22 protein-coding genes are annotated in these 18,208 nt (G+C 71.2%); 11 read left to right on the forward strand and 11 right to left on the reverse strand.

The features are described from left to right. The first annotated feature begins 114 nt into the window (after nucleotides 1-114). Entirely contained in the window at nucleotides 115-1,362 is a 1,248-nt protein-coding gene (locus ACWEN0_RS47815; RefSeq protein WP_451988398.1) for an MFS transporter, read from the forward strand. A 451-nt stretch (nucleotides 1,363-1,813) separates the two neighbouring features. Then, on the forward strand, nucleotides 1,814-3,073 hold the full coding sequence (locus ACWEN0_RS47820) for a diguanylate cyclase (RefSeq protein WP_451988399.1): 1,260 nt from the start codon (nucleotides 1,814-1,816) through the stop codon (nucleotides 3,071-3,073). A gap of 99 nt (nucleotides 3,074-3,172) precedes the next feature. Here ACWEN0_RS47820 and ACWEN0_RS47825 read toward each other — a convergent pair whose 3' ends face one another. Then, nucleotides 3,173-3,874, reverse strand: coding sequence for an NUDIX domain-containing protein (locus ACWEN0_RS47825; protein WP_451988400.1), 702 nt, complete (start codon nucleotides 3,872-3,874; stop codon nucleotides 3,173-3,175). A gap of 54 nt (nucleotides 3,875-3,928) precedes the next feature. Here ACWEN0_RS47825 and ACWEN0_RS47830 point away from each other — a divergent pair, with 54 nt between their 5' ends. Continuing rightward, a complete protein-coding gene (locus ACWEN0_RS47830; protein ID WP_451988401.1) occupies nucleotides 3,929-4,501 on the forward strand; it encodes a DUF6624 domain-containing protein in 573 nt (190 codons plus the stop codon). Nucleotides 4,502-4,595: 94 nt separating this feature from the next. On the opposite strand, the gene ACWEN0_RS47835 is transcribed toward ACWEN0_RS47830, so the two are convergent. Then, a complete protein-coding gene (locus ACWEN0_RS47835) occupies nucleotides 4,596-5,543 on the reverse strand; it encodes a replication protein RepA (protein WP_451988402.1) in 948 nt (315 codons plus the stop codon). Nucleotides 5,544-6,268: 725 nt separating this feature from the next. On the opposite strand from ACWEN0_RS47835, the gene ACWEN0_RS47840 reads away from it, so the two are divergent. Next, nucleotides 6,269-6,397, forward strand: coding sequence for a hypothetical protein (locus ACWEN0_RS47840; protein WP_451988403.1), 129 nt, complete (start codon nucleotides 6,269-6,271; stop codon nucleotides 6,395-6,397). Between the two features lie 337 nt (nucleotides 6,398-6,734). Here the strand turns inward: ACWEN0_RS47840 and ACWEN0_RS47845 are convergent, their stop codons facing one another. Next, complete coding sequence (locus ACWEN0_RS47845) at nucleotides 6,735-7,925, reverse strand: amidohydrolase (RefSeq protein ID WP_451988404.1); 1,191 nt, start codon at nucleotides 7,923-7,925, stop codon at nucleotides 6,735-6,737. A gap of 184 nt (nucleotides 7,926-8,109) precedes the next feature. Here ACWEN0_RS47845 and ACWEN0_RS47850 point away from each other — a divergent pair, with 184 nt between their 5' ends. Together ACWEN0_RS47850 and ACWEN0_RS47855 are read left to right on the forward strand one after the other, a co-directional pair. Next, nucleotides 8,110-9,504, forward strand: a complete 1,395-nt coding sequence (locus ACWEN0_RS47850; protein WP_451988405.1) for a hypothetical protein — start codon at nucleotides 8,110-8,112, stop codon at nucleotides 9,502-9,504. Then, nucleotides 9,501-9,707 (forward strand): hypothetical protein, encoded by a 207-nt coding sequence (locus ACWEN0_RS47855; RefSeq protein WP_451988406.1) that lies wholly within the window; start codon nucleotides 9,501-9,503, stop codon nucleotides 9,705-9,707. The genes ACWEN0_RS47850 and ACWEN0_RS47855 overlap by 4 nt, the downstream gene beginning before the upstream one ends. 127 nt (nucleotides 9,708-9,834) lie before the next feature. Here the strand turns inward: ACWEN0_RS47855 and ACWEN0_RS47860 are convergent, their stop codons facing one another. Beyond that, nucleotides 9,835-10,266, reverse strand: coding sequence for an antitoxin Xre-like helix-turn-helix domain-containing protein (locus ACWEN0_RS47860; protein ID WP_451988407.1), 432 nt, complete (start codon nucleotides 10,264-10,266; stop codon nucleotides 9,835-9,837). 43 nt (nucleotides 10,267-10,309) lie between these two features. After that, the gene (locus tag ACWEN0_RS47865; protein ID WP_451988408.1) at nucleotides 10,310-10,561 is read right to left on the reverse strand and encodes a hypothetical protein; all 252 of its coding nucleotides are present in this window, start codon (nucleotides 10,559-10,561) and stop codon (nucleotides 10,310-10,312) included. A 151-nt stretch (nucleotides 10,562-10,712) separates the two neighbouring features. On the opposite strand from ACWEN0_RS47865, the gene ACWEN0_RS47870 reads away from it, so the two are divergent. Continuing rightward, on the forward strand, nucleotides 10,713-11,408 hold the full coding sequence (locus ACWEN0_RS47870) for a hypothetical protein (RefSeq protein WP_451988409.1): 696 nt from the start codon (nucleotides 10,713-10,715) through the stop codon (nucleotides 11,406-11,408). 54 nt (nucleotides 11,409-11,462) lie between these two features. On the opposite strand, the gene ACWEN0_RS47875 is transcribed toward ACWEN0_RS47870, so the two are convergent. The 6 genes from ACWEN0_RS47875 to ACWEN0_RS47900 all read right to left on the reverse strand — a co-directional run bounded on the left by ACWEN0_RS47875 (nucleotide 11,463) and on the right by ACWEN0_RS47900 (nucleotide 15,913). Beyond that, the gene (locus ACWEN0_RS47875; RefSeq protein WP_451988410.1) at nucleotides 11,463-12,194 is read right to left on the reverse strand and encodes a hypothetical protein; all 732 of its coding nucleotides are present in this window, start codon (nucleotides 12,192-12,194) and stop codon (nucleotides 11,463-11,465) included. Further along, complete coding sequence (locus ACWEN0_RS47880; protein ID WP_451988411.1) at nucleotides 12,187-12,381, reverse strand: hypothetical protein; 195 nt, start codon at nucleotides 12,379-12,381, stop codon at nucleotides 12,187-12,189. Before ACWEN0_RS47880 ends, ACWEN0_RS47875 begins: the two co-directional genes overlap by 8 nt. 46 nt (nucleotides 12,382-12,427) lie before the next feature. Next, nucleotides 12,428-12,940 carry a hypothetical protein gene (locus ACWEN0_RS47885; RefSeq protein WP_451988412.1) on the reverse strand — a complete coding sequence of 171 codons (513 nt, stop codon included), beginning with the start codon at nucleotides 12,938-12,940 and terminating at the stop codon, nucleotides 12,428-12,430. Nucleotides 12,941-13,074: 134 nt separating this feature from the next. Then, nucleotides 13,075-13,644 (reverse strand): hypothetical protein, encoded by a 570-nt coding sequence (locus ACWEN0_RS47890; RefSeq protein ID WP_451988413.1) that lies wholly within the window; start codon nucleotides 13,642-13,644, stop codon nucleotides 13,075-13,077. A 33-nt stretch (nucleotides 13,645-13,677) separates the two neighbouring features. Further along, nucleotides 13,678-14,232, reverse strand: a complete 555-nt coding sequence (locus ACWEN0_RS47895; protein WP_451988414.1) for a hypothetical protein — start codon at nucleotides 14,230-14,232, stop codon at nucleotides 13,678-13,680. A gap of 112 nt (nucleotides 14,233-14,344) precedes the next feature. Next, the gene (locus tag ACWEN0_RS47900) at nucleotides 14,345-15,913 is read right to left on the reverse strand and encodes a hypothetical protein (RefSeq protein WP_451988415.1); all 1,569 of its coding nucleotides are present in this window, start codon (nucleotides 15,911-15,913) and stop codon (nucleotides 14,345-14,347) included. Nucleotides 15,914-16,125: 212 nt separating this feature from the next. On the opposite strand from ACWEN0_RS47900, the gene ACWEN0_RS47905 reads away from it, so the two are divergent. From ACWEN0_RS47905 to ACWEN0_RS47920, 4 genes are all read left to right on the forward strand, one after another. Continuing rightward, a complete protein-coding gene (locus ACWEN0_RS47905; protein ID WP_451988416.1) occupies nucleotides 16,126-16,425 on the forward strand; it encodes a hypothetical protein in 300 nt (99 codons plus the stop codon). Further along, nucleotides 16,418-16,747: a hypothetical protein gene (locus tag ACWEN0_RS47910; protein ID WP_451988417.1), complete on the forward strand. Its 330-nt coding sequence runs from the start codon at nucleotides 16,418-16,420 to the stop codon at nucleotides 16,745-16,747. Before ACWEN0_RS47905 ends, ACWEN0_RS47910 begins: the two co-directional genes overlap by 8 nt. A 68-nt stretch (nucleotides 16,748-16,815) precedes the next feature. Further along, nucleotides 16,816-17,391 carry a hypothetical protein gene (locus tag ACWEN0_RS47915; RefSeq protein WP_451988418.1) on the forward strand — a complete coding sequence of 192 codons (576 nt, stop codon included), beginning with the start codon at nucleotides 16,816-16,818 and terminating at the stop codon, nucleotides 17,389-17,391. Then, the coding region (locus ACWEN0_RS47920) for a hypothetical protein (RefSeq protein WP_451988419.1) at nucleotides 17,388-18,208 on the forward strand (821 nt) is incomplete at its 3' end. The genes ACWEN0_RS47915 and ACWEN0_RS47920, both read left to right, overlap by 4 nt.

Raw genomic sequence — 18,208 nt, forward strand, 5'->3', positions numbered from 1 at the left:
CTCCCCGAATACTCCCGACGGCGATGTCTCGACGCGGTGCCCGCGCGGGCGGAGGCGGTGGCCGGATTCCTGCGAGCTTGCTCTGCGTGCCGTCGTGGCGACAGTCTGATGCGCATGACGGCGGAAACGACGAGCTACCGGAGCGTGTTCGCGGTGGCGCCGTTCCGTCGGTTGTGGATCGCGCACGTGTTGTCGGTGGCCGGCGACCAGCTCGCCCGCGTCGCGCTCACCGTGCTGGTGTTCGACCGGACCCGGTCGGCGGGGCTGGCGGCGGTCACCTACGCGCTGACCTACCTGCCCGACCTGGTCGGGGGTGCGGCGCTGGGCGGGCTGGCCGACCACTTCCCGCGGCGCACGGTCATGGTGCTCGCCGACGTCGGCCGCGGCGCGCTGGTCGCGGTGATGGCGATCCCCGGCGTGCCGCTGCTGGTGCAAGTCGGGCTGCTCGCCGTGGTGCAGCTGCTGGCCGTGCCGTTCAGCGCCGCGCGGCAGGCGGTGCTGCCGGACATCCTCGCCGGCGCTGACCTGGCCCTCGGGATCGGTGTGCTGTCCATGACCTACCAGGCCGGGCTGGTGCTCGGCTTCGGCGGCGGCGCCGCGGTCGTCGCCGGGCTGGGGACGTCCGGGGCGTTGTGGGTCGACGCGGCCACGTTCGCGGCCTCGGCCGCGGTGATCCGGCTCGGCTTGGCCGCGCACGCGCCGCCGCGCGAGCACGCGGCCGGCGAGGGGCAGTGGGCGAAGATCCGGGCTGGATGGCGGGTGGTCGTCCGCGACGCCCGGCTGCGGTCGCTGCTGACGCTGGCGTGCTGCTCGGGCTGGTACGTCGTGCCGGAGGGCCTGGCCGTGCCCTACGCCGCGCAGCTGGGCGTCGGCTCAGCCGCGGTCGGCTGGCTGCTGGCGGCGAACCCGCTGGGGATGGTGATCGGGATGCTGCTGCTCAAGCGGCTGGCTCCGGATCGCCAGCTGCGGGTGCTCGGTCCGCTGGCGGTGGCGACGAGCCTGGTGCTGCTGCCGACCGGCTGGGGGCCGGGCGTCGCGGTGAGCGTGGCGCTGTGGGCGGTGTCCGGCGCGTTCTCGGCGCACAACATCATCATCCAGTCGGCGTACGTGTCGACCGCGCCGGCGGCGATGCGCGGGCGCGCGGTCGGGCTGGCGATGGCCGCCCTGCGGGCAGCGCAGGGCGTGGCCATCGTGCTGGCCGGGCTGCTGGCCCAGCTGCTTCCGCCCTCGGTGGTGATCGCCGTCGCGGCGGGCGCCGGGGTGCTCATGGCGGCCGCCGCGGCCACGGCGTGGTCTCGAGCGGCCTCGTCCGCGCCGATACTCCCGGCGCGTGACGAGGCCGACGAAGATCTCTCGCAGTGAGCTCGGCTTCGAGGGCGGGTTCGGGGACCGGATCGTGACCGGTCAGCAGGTCCAGTTGACGTCGTCGTTGCGCACGAAGATCACCTCCTCGGTTCCTTGTCCGGCCACGGCAGGGCCGTGAACAGCGGGTTCAGGACAGCGGAGCCGACATCGCGGCCGGGGTGGCCGGGGTCGGCGGCGAGGTCACCAGTTCACGTCGCGCATGGCGGGCACCTCCTCCCTGGGGGACGAGCCTGTCCGTTGGGCTATCCGGGTGGATTCCGGCTGCGTAGACCATCGTCGCTGGTCGGCATGGTCGCACCTCGTACAGATTCGGTTACGGTGGCGGACGGGTGCGGGCACGCTGCGCTCTTTGTGCAGGTGAGGACTGGTGCTGGGGCGGATCGGCAGACCATACCGATGGGTCACGGGCTGGAGCCTGTGGCAGGTCCCGTCGCACGTTCGGACCTACGTGCTGTCCGTCTACGTCATCGCGCTGGCCGTCGCGGCTTCGACCGCGTTCCTGCTGCCGGTTACCGGCACCGACCTGGTGCGCTTCGGCGTGCTGGCGATGTGCGCGGTGGTCTACATCGAGTTCACCCGCCGCATCGAGCGGCAGCGGGAGTACTGGCGGGGTGCGGTCGCGCCGTACCTGGACACCAAGAGCGTGTGGAGCTTCGCCGCCGTGCTGGTGCTGCCGCCGGCACTGGCGTCGGCGATGGTCGTGCTGACCTACGCGGTGGCATGGTGGCGGATCTGGCCGCACGAGCGCCCGGTTCCCTTGTACCGCTGGGCTTTCTCCGGCGCGACGGTCGTGTGCGGCACTCAGGCCGCTGTCGCCGTGCTCGCGCTCGGGATGCACCAGTACCCCGGTGTTCCGGATGCGTCGGTCCCGGCTGGGCTGCTCGACCTCGTCGTGGTCGCCGCGGCCGCCGCGTTGCGCTGGCTGGTGAACGCGTCGATGGTGATGGCCGCGATCCTGCTCAGCAACGCGAAGGCCAACATCACCGACCTGTTCAAGAACTTCTCCGAGCACGTGTCCGAGGCCGGCACGATGGGCCTCGGACTGGTAGCGGCCACGTTGGTCGTCGGCCACCCGGTGGTGCTGGCCGGCGTCGTCGTCGCCCTGGTCGCGATGCACCGCAGCCTGCTGCTGCACCAGTTCCAGCGCCGGGCCCGCACCGACACCAAGACCGGCCTGGCCACCGCCGGCTGGTGGCACGAACTCGCCGAGCAGGCACTGGCCCGCGCCCAGGACCGCGACGGCACGCTGGGCGTGCTGATGCTCGACCTGGACCACTTCAAGACCATCAACGACAAGCACGGTGGCCACCTCGTCGGCGACCAGGTCCTCGCAGCGGTCGGCGACGCACTGCGCGAAGAAACCCGTGAACAGGACATCTGCGGCCGGTTCGGCGGCGACGAGCTCGCCATCCTGATCCCCGACGTCGGCACGTCGCGCAACCTGCTCGCCGTCGCCGAGCGCATCCGACGCCGGATCAACTCGGTGGTCGTGGCGATCCACCCCGACGATGGCCAAGACCCGCTCGAGGTGACCGACCTGACCGTCTCGATCGGCGCGACCATATTTCCCGCCCCTGACGTCGAGGACTTCGACGACCTGCTGCGCCGGGCGGACGCCGCGCTGTACGAGGCCAAGCACGGCGGCCGGGACCGCACGTGCTTCAGCCCGCCGCTCGACGCGATCCCCACCCAGGTGGCCGGGAGCTGAGTTCGTCGCCGCGACGGATGCACTCGCCGCGGTGATCGACTTCAGAACCAGCGGTTTCCGGTGGGCCGGCCGGCGAGAGAGCCTTCACCCGTCAGGGATTCATCCCGTCGGCTGCGCAGCGACGCCGCGGAGGAGCCGGCCGTCGGCCGCAGCGATCTGCGCCATCTGCGGGAACAGTGTCGCGGCGAGCATCTTGGTGTCTGCGACGACGTCAAGCTTCTCCAGGTCAGCCTCGCGACACCAGCGAAACGGGTGTTCCGGTATCGACATCCTCGTCGTCGGGTCCGAGGCGATGGCGAGGTACTGGTGATCGACGTGGATGTGCGGCTCGGGGGTGTGGTTGTCAGCGGGCACGCCCAGTTCGTTCATCCACCATGGCCGCACCACCTCCGGGACGGGGTAGTGCGCCGGAAGCGGCAGGCCCGGCGGCGGGAGAAGCTCGACGTGACGGCCGGTTTCCTCCAGCACCTCGCGCACCGCGGCTTCGGCCTCGTTCTCGTTCTCGACGTGGCCGCCGGGGTTCATCCACTGCTCCAGCCGTGGGTGGTAGATCAACCCCAGGTTCCAGGTGTCGTCGATCTGCGCGAACATGAACACGGTCGCGGTGGACTCTTTGATCACTCGGCGCTCCTGGCTTCCGGACATGTCGCCGCGGCCGTCGGCGACCGGCCCAGTGTCGCCGGTGCCACCGACAAGAACGGCTCCCGCACCGCAACGAGCTACCGGATCAGGTGACGTCGGGATCGCAGGATGCCCGAAATCGTCGGTGAACGTCGCTAGCGTGGCGCCGGTGACCGCCAAGCCGCGAACGAGCCGACCGCTTCCCTGTCGTCCCCCGATGCGATGAGGACTCCCATGGCTGAGGACACCGACACGGCCGGCGATCTCGCGGTGCTGCGTCAGGAACTGCTGCGCCGCGCCGAGGTCGATCAGGCCGCCCGCGGGCAGCTGGACCCGCACTCGCCGACGCTGCGGCAGTGGCAGCGGGTGAGCGAGGTCGACACGGACAACACCGAATTCCTGATCTCCGTCGTCGACCAGGTCGGCTGGCCCAGCAAGGGGCTGGTGGGGCCAGCGGCCGCGCATGCGGCGTGGCTGATCGCCCAGCACGCTCCCGCGGAGTGTCGAGCCCGCTGGCTTCCGCTGCTCGCCGCCGCCGTCGACGCCGAGGACCTCGTTGCCGTACGCGACCACGCCTACCTGGCCGACCGCGTCGCGACCGACGAACGACGTCCTCAGCGCTGGGGCACCCAGTCCCTGTGCTTCCCGGGCAGGGAGTGCCGGCTGTATCCGCTCGACGACGCGGCCGGAGTCAACGCGCGACGCCGGTCAATCGGGCTGGAACCGCTGACGAAGGCAAACCTCGCCACGGCGTATCCCAGCTACGCCAGCATCGACGCCGCGGGCCAAGGCAAGGCGCCCCTCTGACCAGTTCAGTCTCTGGCGAGGCAATCGACATGACGCCGCTTGAAGCCCTGCGCAACGCAGGACCACGCGACCATCTTCCCCGGCGGCTCTGGTGTTACTTGCCGCGCAGCTGGCGGGTTTCCTTCGTCGGCACGGACGTCAGCCCCGGACGCAGCAGCAGCCCAGCCGGGGTGATCTCGACGTTGGCCTCCGGGTAGACCAGGAGCACGTTGCGCAGCGCGGCGGTGATGTTCTCCTTGAGCTTGTACCGGCCCTTCGGGGTCTTCGAGAACTGGTAGCCGAACTGCTCGCCGATGTCGTCCCACTTGTGCGTGAAGGACTTCCCGGTCCGGGCGAGGTTGAACATCTTGTAGGTCAGCCAGGCGTAGAGGTCGATCTCGGCCGCCGAACCCAGCAGCCGCACGACCTCCAGGTTCAGCGGCACCGAGTTCTCGACGGTCTCGTCGAAGAAGTCGCTGCTGAGCTGCACGTACGAGGGGAACAGCGACTCCTGGCCCGCCTCGCCGTCGCCGAGGTCCAAGGCCCACGCCTTGGCGATCTTCAGGCTGGCGCCGGCCTGCACCCGGTCGCCGTTGCCCTTCCACTGGTAGTTGATCTCGGCGTTGAACAGCCGGGTCGCCTGCTCCTTGACCCGGGTGCGCGTCCCGTTGCGGCCGCCGGTGGCTCGCTGGCCCAGCAACTTCACGACGAAGTCGGACAGCGACGAGCCCAGCTCGATCTTCGGGCTCTTCGTGCGCCGGGCCTCGGCGGTAACCCACATCAGCAGAGCGCGAGGGATGACGCCGAACGGGAAGCCGTAGCTGTCGACTTCACCGTTGGAGCCAAGACGTACGCCCGGACGAACGGTGAGCCAGAACGCCCCGTTGCGCCGGACCCAGATTTCGGTGCCGGCCTTGGGCTGCCGATAGGGCAGGAATGCCATGGTCAGCGGGGCGGGGTTGAAGGCCAGGGACTCGCCGTCGTCGTCACGGCTGCGCAGCTCAGCGATCCGGGTCGCGCGTTCGAGCGTGTTGGTCTTAGGACGACCGCGGGGCGCCGGCATCGGCCCAGGCTAGTTCGCCGGCAGCGACGGGGTGTCCGCGGCGCGCCGACGAATACCGCAGGTCAAGGCCGCCGGGCACGAAACGCAGGTCACAGCCTGTTACGCATAAGAGGGGGATCGGGGCGGTCTTCGGCCGTGAGCTGGGGAGATCAAGACACGGCCGGGTGACGTCCGGCACCGGTCCGGCCCGGTGATCGCGCTGTCAACGCATAAGAGGGGGATCGCCGCGGCGGATCGGGGTGGTGGGCATAAGAGGGGGACGGCCTGAACGCCCCGTCGGTCCACTGTCCGCTGATCCGAAACTACCTTCCGTGATCGTCCTGACGGTTCCGAGCATCGGGGACCGGCGGTGTTCGGGTTGTCCCCGCATAAGAGGGGGAACGGCGGGCTCGATGGGGTCGAGCGCGGCGGCGGCCGTCGCCGCGCTCGACCTGTGCACGCATAAGAGGGGGAACCGGGGCTGAAGTGTGGACAACTGGCGAACGGATGAGCTAATCAACACATAAGAGGGGGAACGGCCGGATCGAATTCGCCGAGGTCAGCTCGAATAAGAGGGGGACCCAGCGGCATAAGAAGGGGAACGGTCTCTGCATAACCACAGGTCAGAGGCCGTGTTGAGCGGCCCCTTGTTGTCTTTTTCTTGTAGAAATCTCTTTTTCTAGTAGTAGGTCAGCTTCGCTGTGGGTTGTTCCGCGCGGGGTCGGCGACGTCCGTAAGCTGCGGTTATGTCGGGGGACGAGAACGTTCGGTGGTCGCGCGCCGCCGCCGAGGGGTGCGCTTTGGTGGCCGTGGTGGCATGGGGGATGGCGCTGGCGGTGCTGCTGCGCAACGAGCGAGTGGTCAGTGCGATCTAGGACGGGATCGGTCGCGCCGCTCCGGCGGCGAGCGTCGTGCTGATCGTCGTCGCGCTCGCCCTGCTCGTGATCGCGGTCGTGGGAGTTCGCGCGGTGTCGCGGGTTCCGGGCGGGGTGGCCGAGGCGTACGTGGTCCTCGTGGTGATCGTCATGCTCGTGGTGGGCCCTGTTGGCCGTCGACCTGATCACCGTCGAGACCGGCGCCGGGATCATGGTGACCAGTGGCTGGGTCTTCGCCGTCCCGGCCTTCGTCGAGCTGGCGCGAGCGCGGCGCGCCCGGTAGCCACCGCCGTCCGGCACGTGGGGTGGTGATCGGGTGGTTCACCGCTCGCGGTCGTCACCCGGTGGCGAGGTCGGGGCCGCGGGTGGCGAACTCCTCCTGGACCTGGGTGAACAGGTCGGGGTCGGCGAGCAGGTCGGCGCCGGCGCAGGCCAGCGCCGTGGTCATCTGCACCATCGCCTCGTGGGCGCGAGGTTGGATGACCGCGTCGGCCATCGCGCGGGAGTGCGTCGGCGTCCCGGCGTCCATGACCTGCATGTACGGGTGGATGGCGGGCAGGGCGAGGGAGACATTGCCGATGTCGGACGAGCCGGTGCCGCCGCGCAAGACGGGTTCCTCGACTTCGACGCCTTGGCGGCGCAGGTGGTGGGCGACCCGGTCGGCGATGGTGTGGTTGTTCTTGCGCTCGCGGTAGACCAGGCCGGCGGTGACGGTGACCGTGGTGCCGGTGGCGGCAGCGGCGGCGTGCGCGACGGCGGTGACCCGCTCGCGCAGCTCGTCGAGCTGGGCCGTGGTCGCGGCGCGGACGGTGAACTCGGCGCGGGTGTAGTCAGGCACGACGTTCGCGGCCTGCCCGCCGTCGGCGATGATGCCGTGCAGCCGGCTGGTCTCCGGCACGAACTGACGCAGGCTGTCGACGCCGGTGAAGAACTGGATCACCGCGGCGAGCGCGGAGCGGCCGTCCTGCGGGCTTCCCGCGGCGTGGGCGGCGACGCCGTGCCATTCGAGCGTCAGGGACACCGAGGCGGTGGCGTGCCGGATCGGCCAGGTGCGGTCGGAGGGATGGAACATCAGCGCGGCGTCGACGTCGGCGAAGGCGCCCGCCTCCAGCAGGAGTACTTTCCCGCCGGCGCCTTCCTCGCCCGGCGTCCCGATGCACGCGACCGCGCCGGGCAGCTCGGGAGCCGCGCGCCGCAGCGCCGTGGCCGCGCCGACGGCTCCGGCGGCGATCAGGTTGTGGCCGCAGCCGTGCCCGATGCCGGGCAGTGCGTCGTACTCCGCGAAGTAGGCGATCACCGGGGATGTGTCGCCGGCGTCGGCGCGGAAGGAGGTGTCCAGGCCGCCGTAGGGCTGGGTCACCGCGAAGTCGTCGGCGAGGAACGCGGTCAGCCGCTGTACGGCGTGGGTTTCCTGCATCGCCAGCTCGGGGTGGGCGTGCAGATCGCAGCTGAGGTCAACGAGCGAGGCGGACAGCCTCGTGACTTCGGCGTCGATGCGCTGGTGCACCGCGGCGGGGGCGCCTGTCATCGGGTTGCTCGCCTCCTTCAGCGGGGCGGCGAACGGGACGGGCCGTCTCCCGACCGTGGCCGCCAGCCGATCAAGACCCATCTTCCCCCGCGCGATCGGCGGCGAGACGCGCACTCGTCCCGGGGCGGCGGCTCGTAAGGTTGAGCTTCTGGTCGCGGGCGGCGGGCGGGAAAGGGGTTTGGGCGTGGCGGTCGATCTGGAGACCCTGGTTGCGCAGGTCTGGAGTCCGGACGTGCGGCCGCTGGCCGAAGAGGCGTGGCGGTGCTACAACGCCGGGGCGATCCGCGCGAGCATCGCGGCGACCTGGTCGGCGGTGAGCGCGGACATCATCGTGAAACTGGTCCGCTTGGCCGACGAGGGCGACGCCGGCGCCCAGGTGTTCCGCAAGGAGGTCACCGCCGCGCAGGAGCAGGGCCTCAAGCCCGACGGCGTGCGCGCCATGCAGAAGATCGAGGCGTCGTTGGTCGACAAAGCGGTGGAGTTCGAGTTGATCGACACCATCGGCAAGCGCGAGCTGGACCGCATCCGCGAGGACCGCCACCTGTGCGCGCACCCGTCGCTGCGCCTGGGCGGCGAGGTCTACGACCCTCGCCCGGAGGCCGCCCGCGGGCACCTGGCCATCGCGCTGTCCACCCTGCTGGTCCACCCGCCCACGCAAGGCCGCAAGCTGGTGGAGGAGTTCAAGAACTTCATCTGCGACCCGCTGTTCGCCTCGTCCCCGTCGCACATCCGGGCCACGTTCCACGACCGGGTCCGGCCGGCCACCCGCAGAAGCATCATCAAGATCGCCGCGCGGGCCGCGATGCTCGAGCTCGATCCCGACGGCCGGATGCCGGCGGACGCACACGCCGACCGGATGGCGTTCGCGCTGCGCGCCTTCGCCGAGGTGGACCGCGACGCCGTCCGCGACGCCGTGGGCGAGGCCCGCGAACGGCTCCGGGTACACGACGTGGCGATCCAACTGCGGACCTTGGTCCGCCTGGCCGACGACGACTACTTCTGGACGTCGGTGGACCTGTCGCTGGCCACCCACTTCCAGGCGCTGCTCAACGTGCCGATCACCGCGGGCCAGTGGGACCCGTTGCCACCGGACGTCGCGTCGCGGCTGGCCGTGGTCGGCAGCGGCTACGCCCGCGAACGGCTGCCCGGCTTGACAGGCCGTTTCGACCAGCTCAACGACTTCCACCGTCAGCAAGTCGTTGCCGCCCGGCCGTGCGAGTTCTTCGTGCCGAAGGTGATCGAGATGCTGCGGATGGCGGGCAGCTGGCGCACTGGCGAGCAGGTCGGCCGCCTGCTGGTGCAGCACGCGGGGTTCCTCTCGCTCGACGCGCTCGGGGCAGCGCTCACCGCCTGGTTCGACAACAGCCAGTGCCGGGACGCTGCGGAGATGCCCGGCCTGGCCGTGCAGCTGGTGCACGCCACCGCGCACCTCGGCGCCGCCCGCGGGCCGCTATTCGCCGACTTCGTCGCCAAGTGCGAGGCCGCGGCCGGGACGGGCGAGTACTACAGCTACCCGGACTTGAAGTCGGCGTTGCACAGCCTCGGCCTCCTGCCGCCACTGGCTACGATGTCGGGATGAGCGAGATGCCGCGCGAGGACGAGCCGACCGCTGCGGCGACGCCGCGGGTAGTGATCTTCGACGTCGGCGGTCCCTCGGACTACCCGGAGGACGGCATCACCCTGCTGGAGCGGTGGGCCAACCTGGACCCGCCCAACAACCCCACGGTCGGTGCGATCACCAAGACGACGGTGACGATGCGGCTGCCGTTCCTGTTCGGTTGAGCATGGCGGGCAGCGAGTTCGACCCGACGGAGAAGAACAAGCGGCTGCTGTTCGGCAGCGCCAGCCGGTGCGGATTCCTGGACTGCCTGGAGCCGGGATGTCTTCGCAGTGCCGGTCGGTGTTCGAGCTACCCGGCGTAGGTCAGGTGGAGCCGTCCTGCCAGTTCACGGCGAACGCGGGCGGCCACGGCGCGGTGGTAGGACGCGGGGAGCCCGCGCTCATCGGTCACGTCCGTGTCGACGCGCGGGATTTCCAGGACGGGCCAGTCGGCGGGGGCGAGGGTGTCGAGCACCGCGGCCGGGTCGGCACCGGCACCTGCGCCGAGGCCGGCGAGCACCCGGTCCGCTTCGGCAGCGACGTCCGCGGTCATCTGCTCGTCGAGCCGGGTCAGCAGGTCGACGACGTCGGCGCGCAGCGGGAGCGCACCGTCTTCCCAGCGGCGCACGGTCCGCTGGTCGACGTCGACCGCGGTCGCGAGCCACTGCGCCGAGAGGCCCAGCGACTCGCGGATCGTCTTGAAGTCGGCGGGAGTCACACGGGCCTCGACTTTCCGGAACACATGGCGGGGCCGGGGCGGGAACGTCCGCCCCGGCCGCAGGGAGTCAGAAGGGGCGAACGATCGCGTCGGCGTGCTCGGCGATCCAGGCGGAGGTCAGCTCGGCGGGATCGGCGACAGTGGCGACGGCCTGCCAGGGGGCGCGGTCGAGCGTCGCGTACACGGTGCGGCTGTCGTCCCCGACGCGAATCCAGCCGGTGATGCGGCGACCGCCGGTCACGCTCAGGAAGTACCCGCGGGAACCGTCGGGCGCGTAGCGGGGCGGCTCTGCGGTGAGGGTGACCTCGGTGTTGTTCATCGTGCTGGTCCTTCCGGTCGGGTATGGCCTATGCCTGCCCTATGCACAGAACGTTACGCCCTAATTTAGGGCGTAGTCAAGTCGTGCTCCTCGACCTCCGTTGGGCTCCCTCGACGTGCGGCGGAACGACGTGGTGCGGAAGACTGCGGCGGTGAGAAGCCGGTTCCGGGATGGGATGTTCGTGACGCGGCTGGCAGAGGCGCCGGATTGGTCGATGCCGTGGGTCGCCCCGACCGGGCGGATCACGCAGGCCGCGTTGGCGGCGCTCGACCGGCCGCTCTTGGCGTGGCAGGACTCTGAATTCGACGCCGCCGAGTATTACGCCCAGTTCCCGCCGAAGGAGATGAGCCCGGTGGAGCGGGAGGTCGCGAAGCTGGGCGAACGTCCCACGTGGCGGCTGGAACGCCTGTGGCTTCCCAATGAGGAGTCCGGCCACGAGGAGCTGGACGCCTATGAGACGGCGTGCCGCGACGTCAACGGCGTGATGCTCGCTCCTCGGTGCCTGGATGCCTTCGCCGAGCAGGCCCAGTTGGTCGCCGGGCTGAATATCTCCGATGAGGACGATCCGGTTCCGATCGCCCCGCGGAACCTCAACGAGGCGTTGGCATGGGCGGAGGCAGGGATCTGCGTGTTGCAGGCCAGCTTGCCGTGGCCGTTCCTGGACTTTCTGCTGTACGGCGAACTGGACAACCGGCCCGCGCACCGAATCCTGTGCACTTACGCCGAACTGCTGTCCCGCAAGCATCCCCGCAAGGCGGCCCGGTGGTGGCGGGCACTCGTATTCCTCAATCCGCCCGACAACGTGGGTGCCCGGTTCTTCGCTCCCGGAGGCCCGCGGCGACGATGATCCGGCCCGTTGCCGGTGGCTCGTCGGTGCGGCTCGTGCGGGTGTTGTGGCTGTTCAGCGAGCGGAGACGCCGGGAGCGTCGTCGGCGGTGACGACGAGGGCCAGGCGCTGGCGGCGGGGTAGGAACCGGACGTCGCCGGTGGGCCAGTCGTCGCGGCAGAGCCCGGCGTCGGGCGGGGTCCAGCCCGTCCTGGCCCAGCGGTAGAGCCGTTCCAGGGGCTTGGCGGTGAAGTAGCGCGGCAGCCAGCCGCCGGTGTTGGGGATCGGCGGGTTGAGCGGTTCGCCGCGGGCGGCGAGCTGGCGGCGGACGCGGTCGGCGTCCTCGCGGTGGCGGCGGCAGAAGGCGTGCAGCGCGACGACGTGCCCGGTGGCCAGGTCGCGTTCCTCGACGCTGATCGTCGCGTGGCTGCCGCACACCAGCGCCGTGGTCGGCGAAGTGCTCGCCGCGGCCGCCGGCGCGCCGCCGCGCGGGCGGTACGGGCGGACGCGTGGGCCCTGGCAGCTCATGCCCGAGCGCAGATGGTGCTCGGGTTCATAGCGCGGGGCGTCGGCGGCGAAGCCGAGCTTGTGCCGCCACCGGCCGATCTCGTCGCGGCCGAGCAGCCGGGCCGCTCGCGTGAGGCGGCTCTCGCCGTCCGGGTCGTGGCGTGCGGGGTCGCGCAGCCCGACCCAGGCCAGGGCGAGCGCGAGCTCGCGGACCTCGCCGGGCAGGCGGTCGGCGTAGATGCGGGCCACCAGGTCGTCGTGGGCCTGGAGGTCGGCGAGCTCGCGCGCAGCGTCACGCATGGGGCCGGTTCAACCCGTCCGCGGCGGCCTGCGCTGCGGCGAGCCCGCCACCGCAGGCAGCTTGGCGTGACCACGTGTTGAGCTTGTTGTCCCAGACCTGCCAGCTGTAGTTGCGAAAGATCAGGCCGTAGCGGCGCGGGCGTGGCTCGAAGCGCGGCTGCTCTGGCTCTGTTTTGTTCGTGGGCAACGGTTTCCTCCTCTGTCGTCGTCGCGTCGAGCCCGAGGCCCGCCGGCTACCGGGTCGACGTGACTTCGGTGAACGGGCCTTCGCCGTCAAGCAGGAACGGCCAGACCTGAACGCCCTCGTAGTCGTGGATGCTCGCCGCGTTCCTGCGGCGGTCCTTCGAGCTCATGCGGTAGCAGCCGTTGCCGGCCTTGTCCTGGTGCAGCCACTCGTCCCAGTCGAGATCGGCCATCTTCGCCGGCGGCGGTGACGGAAGCTCGTCACCCGGGCCCCAGGTCCGCCGATGCGGTTCCCGCACCCGCCGCAGGATCGCGATCAGCTGCCGCGCCACGATCAGCCGGTCCTTGGACGACAACGTCGCGCCCAGCGCGAAGGAGGTCGCGCCCCACAGTTGCGCGTCGTTGTCCGGTGGCGTTTTCGCCCGGCCGGCCTGTACCCGCTCGACGAAGCCGGCGGCCTGCTTGTCGGCGTCGGCCGCACCCGCCGCCTTCAGCTGTGCGAGCACCAACGCGTGCAGGCGCGGGTCGTCGACGTGGGCCTGCACGGTCTCGGGCACGTTCATCGTGAAGTCCTTCGCTCGTTGGTGTAGCCGTAGTATCGGCCGAATTTTGGGCGGATTTGGTTCTGAGCTGCGGTTATCTTGAAGCGGAGCGTGTCGCCGGCGTGGCTGGGAGACCTCTGTAGGGGGTGATGGGGTCATTGACGAAAGACGTTGCCGTAGGCGCCCTCGTTGATGATGTCGGCGAGGTCGAGCATTGCATCGATCCCGGTTTCGTCGCACTGGCCGACGATGTCGACGACCGGGGATGCGGTGGGCTGGTCGATGACCAGTGCCCAGCCGCGTTCGTAGTCGATGGTGATCGCGAGCGGGCAGGGCTCGAACGCGCCCCAGGCCGGGGTGGTGTCGATGCGGGGCAGCGGCACGTACAGCAGGTCCCGGTGTGTGCTGATGCCGCGTTCGGCCAGCCGCCTGACGACTGCGTCCAGCAGCGTGGTCGCTTCATCAGGCGTCGAGGGACGGGGCTCGCGGACCTGGCGGGTGATCATCTCCAGGGCGACGACGGCGAGACGTTCGACCCACGCGCCGGCAGGATATTCGCCGGCCATGTTGATGCCGTGGTGATCCGCGGTGACGCACCAGGCGTGCAGAAGCTCGCCTGCCGCGTCGAGCACTGGATCGGTGGCGAGTGAGGACAGGTAGCGCCGGTCTTCTCGCTGTACGACATTGCGGGCGAGGGGCATGGCGTTGGGCTGGGTGGCGGGCATTGGTTTCCTTGTCTGTCAGTGGTTTACAGCGCGTCAGTCGCCGTGCCGGGCTTGCCAGGCGGCGATCTCGCGGGCAAACCGTGCGCAGCCGTCGGCGTGGTTTTCTTCGCCGTCGACCGGGTGCCCGGCGTCCGGGCCGCTGTCGCGGATGAGCTGGCCGCAGGACGCGCAGGTCCAGTGCACGTAGATCGGGTCGTGCGGCATCGAGGGCGGCCCGGCGACGAGCCGGAACGCCTCCTTCGGCCCGTCAGTCCACTCGTCGCTGGTGTCGATACCAAGCGGGTCGACCAGCTCGCGCCACGGCGTGCCCGCGCCCCGCGCCTTCTTCGCCCAGTCGATCCGCAGCGTCAGCGCGCGGTCGGACACCACGCGCGTGACCAGCATGGCGTCGATCAGGTTGGCCGGCTTCGGGCACGGCTCGGCGATCACCGCGCCGGGGCCGTGCTCGGCGCGCAGGTACTCCAGGACCGCGGCGTCGATCCGTCGCCGCAGCACCTCGAGAGCGCTCTCGTCGTCGAACAGGCCGCGGTAGGTCTCGCCGGGGATCGGCTCGCGCGGCAGGTAGCCGCCGGTGCTGGTCTCGTTCACGTGCGGCTCGTTCCTGGGCTTCTGCGAGTTCACGGGTCATCGCTCCTGTCGACCTCGTTCGGGTCGCCGGTGCCGGATTCCTCGGCACCGGCGACGGCTTCGGTCTGTTCGGTTACTCGTCTCCCAGCAGGTGATTGAACTCGTCGCGAAGCTCGGTCACCCGACCCGTCCGGTCGTCGATGTCGTCGTCGCCGACGAGGTCGAGGGTGCGGGCCAGGGCGGCTCGGAGTTCCCGGACCAGGCCGGCTTGTTCCTGCTGGGCGGCTTCGGCGGTCTCGGCGCGGTGGGCGAGGCTGCCGAGTCGCTGGTTGAGCTGCCCGATCGCCTCGGCGTGCGCGCTGCGCTCGGCGTTGAGACCGGATTCGGCCTGTTCACGGACCTGCTCGACCGCTGCGTCGAAGTCGTCGCGGGCCTGCTGGACTCGGCTGTCGAACTCGTCGCGGGCAGCGTCGAGGGCCTGCTGGTGTTCGCCGGCGCGGCGTTCGAGCTCGGCGGCGAACTCGTCGCGCAGGGTGCGTTCGAGCTCGGCCGCCGCGGCGACGGCGGCGTTGGCCCGCGTCTCCTGGGCATCGGCGCGCTGCTTTTCCTCGGCGATCGCCTCGCGGGCAGCGTCGCGCTCGCCGACGGTGCGGGACAAGTCGTCGGCCGCCTTCTCGGCGCGCTCGGCCAGGGCCTCGATGCGTTCGTCGGCGCGGACCAGGTTGTCCCGCAGTTCACTGGCCTGGCCTTCGGCGGTGGCCTGGGCGCGTTCGGCGGCTTCCTTGTCCAGCCGGGCGCGACGAGCGGCGCGTTCGGCGTCTTCCGCCCGCTGTTCGGCCTCGGCCTGGGCGGCTTCGGCGTCGACGGCGACCTGCCGGGCGGCCGCGGCGTCGCTGTCGGCGGCCGTCTTCGCGCTCACGGCCTCGTCGCGGGCGGCATACGCGGCCGCGACCTCCTGCTCGAGCTGGGTGCGGACGCCGGTCAGGCCCTCCAGGAGTTGGGCGACGGGGCCGAGTGCGCTCTGAACAGCGGGAATGGCGGTTCCGATGCGTTCGCCGAGCTCGACGACGTCGAGGCCGGGGACACCGGCCGGGCCGTCGGACTCGACGCCGGTCTGGAGGCGGACGACCGCGGCGAGGTCGCGCTCGGAGAGGGCCATCTGCCCGCAGGTCTTGACGATGTCCTTGCCGCTCTTGTCCTCGCCGACCACCCAGCTGGTGTCCTTCGGGTCGCAGGTGTCCGACTTGCGGCCGGCGCGCCGTTCGTCGGGCAGGGGCTTGCGGCAGCGGGAGAACCCGCACCGGCGCACGTGCGCCTCGCTGGCCGCGACCGCGGAGACCGGGTCCAGCCGCGGCGGGCGGTGCGCGGCGGCCGCCGCGGCGATCTCTTCCGGGCCCACGTAGGGGACGTGGCCGCGGCGGGCCTCGGCGTCGACGAAGTCGCCCGGCCCGAACGGCGGCTCCTCGTCCTCCGGGCCGCCCTGGACGCCGGCCTGGCGCAGCGCCTCGTCGAGCTGGTCAACGTTCGCCGCGGCCTGGGCCGCGCCCCCGTCGTCCTCGCCGCCGTCCGCCGCCGACGTCTGCCCGGCGCGCCCGGCCCGAGCGGCGGATTCGCCGGTCGCGGAGCCGGGCTCGGCGGCCCCGCGGCCCTCCTCGCGACGTTCTGGCTGGTCAGCGGGCCGTTCGCCCTGCTCATCGCTCATGCTGCCATCCTAGCACGATCTGATTCGGATTCGTAAATACTTCAATTGCGAACTCGAATCGAATCGGCTAGAGTGACGACAGTAGTAGATAAGCACGGTTATCTACTACTGTTGCCCGGAGACGGGGCTGAGGCGGCCGACACGGCCTCCACCCCTCCGGAAAGTGGGTAGGGGCCCGCCGGGGGCCGGAGACGACGAGGAGGGACCACGGGATGGATGACACCGAGCTGCTGGAGGCACTGCTGGCCGAGGCGGGCCAGCGGGGCTACCCGCCGGCCGCACTGGAGGACGTCACCGACGTCGGCGCCGCGCGGCGCCTGCTGGGCATGGACGCCGGGCAGCCCTGGCACCCGGTGCGCGTCACGCTGCCCAGCGACACCTTCGACGACGCCATCCGCGGCGGCGACGCCGAGCAGGCCCTGGCCAACGCCGCCTGGAACTGGCCCGCCGCGACCGCGATCACCCTCCTGCCGACGGGCTCGGAGAACACGAAGGCGGAGTCCAATGCTTGACGTGCTGAAGTGGACCGGGATCGTGCTGTGGGGCCTGGCCACGCTCGCGGCCGGCTGCTACGTCGCGTGGGCCCTGTTCACCGGCGTCGCCGACGAGGAACGGCAGCGCATCCTGCCCGGCCTGGGCTCGCTCGTGCTGACCGTGGTGTCCGGCGTCGTGTTCGTGATGACCGTGAACAGCATCGTCGGCCCCGGCCTCCCGCCGGACGGCTGCTACCGGCTCACCCACAACACCGCGTACGTGCCGATGAACACCGGCAAGAACACCAGCACGGTGATCCCGATCGACGACGTGTCGTTCTTCCCGATCGCCTGCCCCTGACCGAACCACGCCTGAACAGCACGAACACCCGCACCGCCTCGACATGCCATTACGGAAAGGGGGGCGCCGTGAGCGCTCAGAACGGCACCATCGAGCCACCGCTGACGATCGAGCCGCTGATCGTGCCCCGAACCCGGGTGCGGCTGGGGACGGCCCGCTGGAGCGAGCCGGGAACGCTGACCGCGACGCCCGCGGAGCTGACGTTCGCCAGCGAGACCACCGGCCCGATCTCCGTGCACCGGTGGGCCATCACCAGCCTGGTCCAGACCCGAGGCCGGCTCCTGCGCGCGGGCGGGCTGATCCAGTTCGAGGGGGGCCCAATCCGCTTCACGATCCGGGTGCCCCGCCGCCGCGACGCGGTCGCGGTCAGCGACACCCTGTGCTGCGACGTGGCGCGGGGACTGGAGAAGACGACCGCACTGGCCGAGCAGGCCCACCGCGAGGCCGAGACGGCCCGGGAGATCGCGATGGCCTGGGCGGCCGACGCCGAACTCCGGGGCTCCCCCGAGATGCCGACCTTTCTCGCACGGGCCGAGCAGACCAGCCGGCAGGCCGCCCGCTACGCCGAGGCCGCCGAGCTCTACCGGCGGTTGCAGGCCGAGCGGGACCGCTGGGCCGAACTTCCGAACGGAGCGGCACGATGAGCGGCGCCGACACCAGCGGTCGCGACGAGGACCGTCGGCTGCGCTGGGACGCACCGTCCGAGGCGGAGGCCGCCGACATGCTGGAGCGGGCGCGGGAGCTCGCGCAGGCCCGCGCCGACGCGCTCGGGACGCCGCTGGAGGATCGACAGTTCGTGGTGCTGGTCGACGAGGCCAGCCAGGTCCTGGCGAACGCGCCCGCCGCCGGCGGCGGGCCGACCACGAGCGAGCTGATCCGCCGCGTGGTCCTGGCCGCGCGCGACTCGCGGATCGCCCTGTACGAGGAGACCTGCCCGGCCTGCGGTACCGCCCCGCGCTGGGCCGACGACGGCGTGTTCGGCTGTTATGCCTGTTCAGCCACCTCGACCAGCCGCGTCGGAACGCTGGCGCAGATGACCGACGAGCAGCGATCCGCGGCCGCCGAGCTGGCCGCGACCCGCGGCGCCGAGGCAGTCGCGGCCCTCATCCGGGAGGCCGAGCAGCCGCTCGGCGCGACGCTGCGGCTGCGGTTCGATCCACCGGACCGCGCGCACGCCGAAATCCAGGCCGACGCCGAGGTGCACGTGTTGCAGACGAGCCCCGGCGTCTACCTGGTGGCCGTCCACGGGCAGGTCGCCGCGGCCGAGGGCGCCGAGACCGGCTGGTCCGACGAACACTTCGCCCTCACGCGCTACGACCTGACCGGTCCGCGACCGCGGCGCCAGATCAGCTCCGCGATGTCAGCTGCCGCCGGGGTGCCCGAATCCGCGGCCGCCGACCTGGCGGAGTTCCACCGGACGCTCGCGGCCGCGACGACGAGGTGGGTGCGGGGCGTGCCCGC

Source organism: Amycolatopsis sp. NPDC004378 (assembly GCF_053602455.1).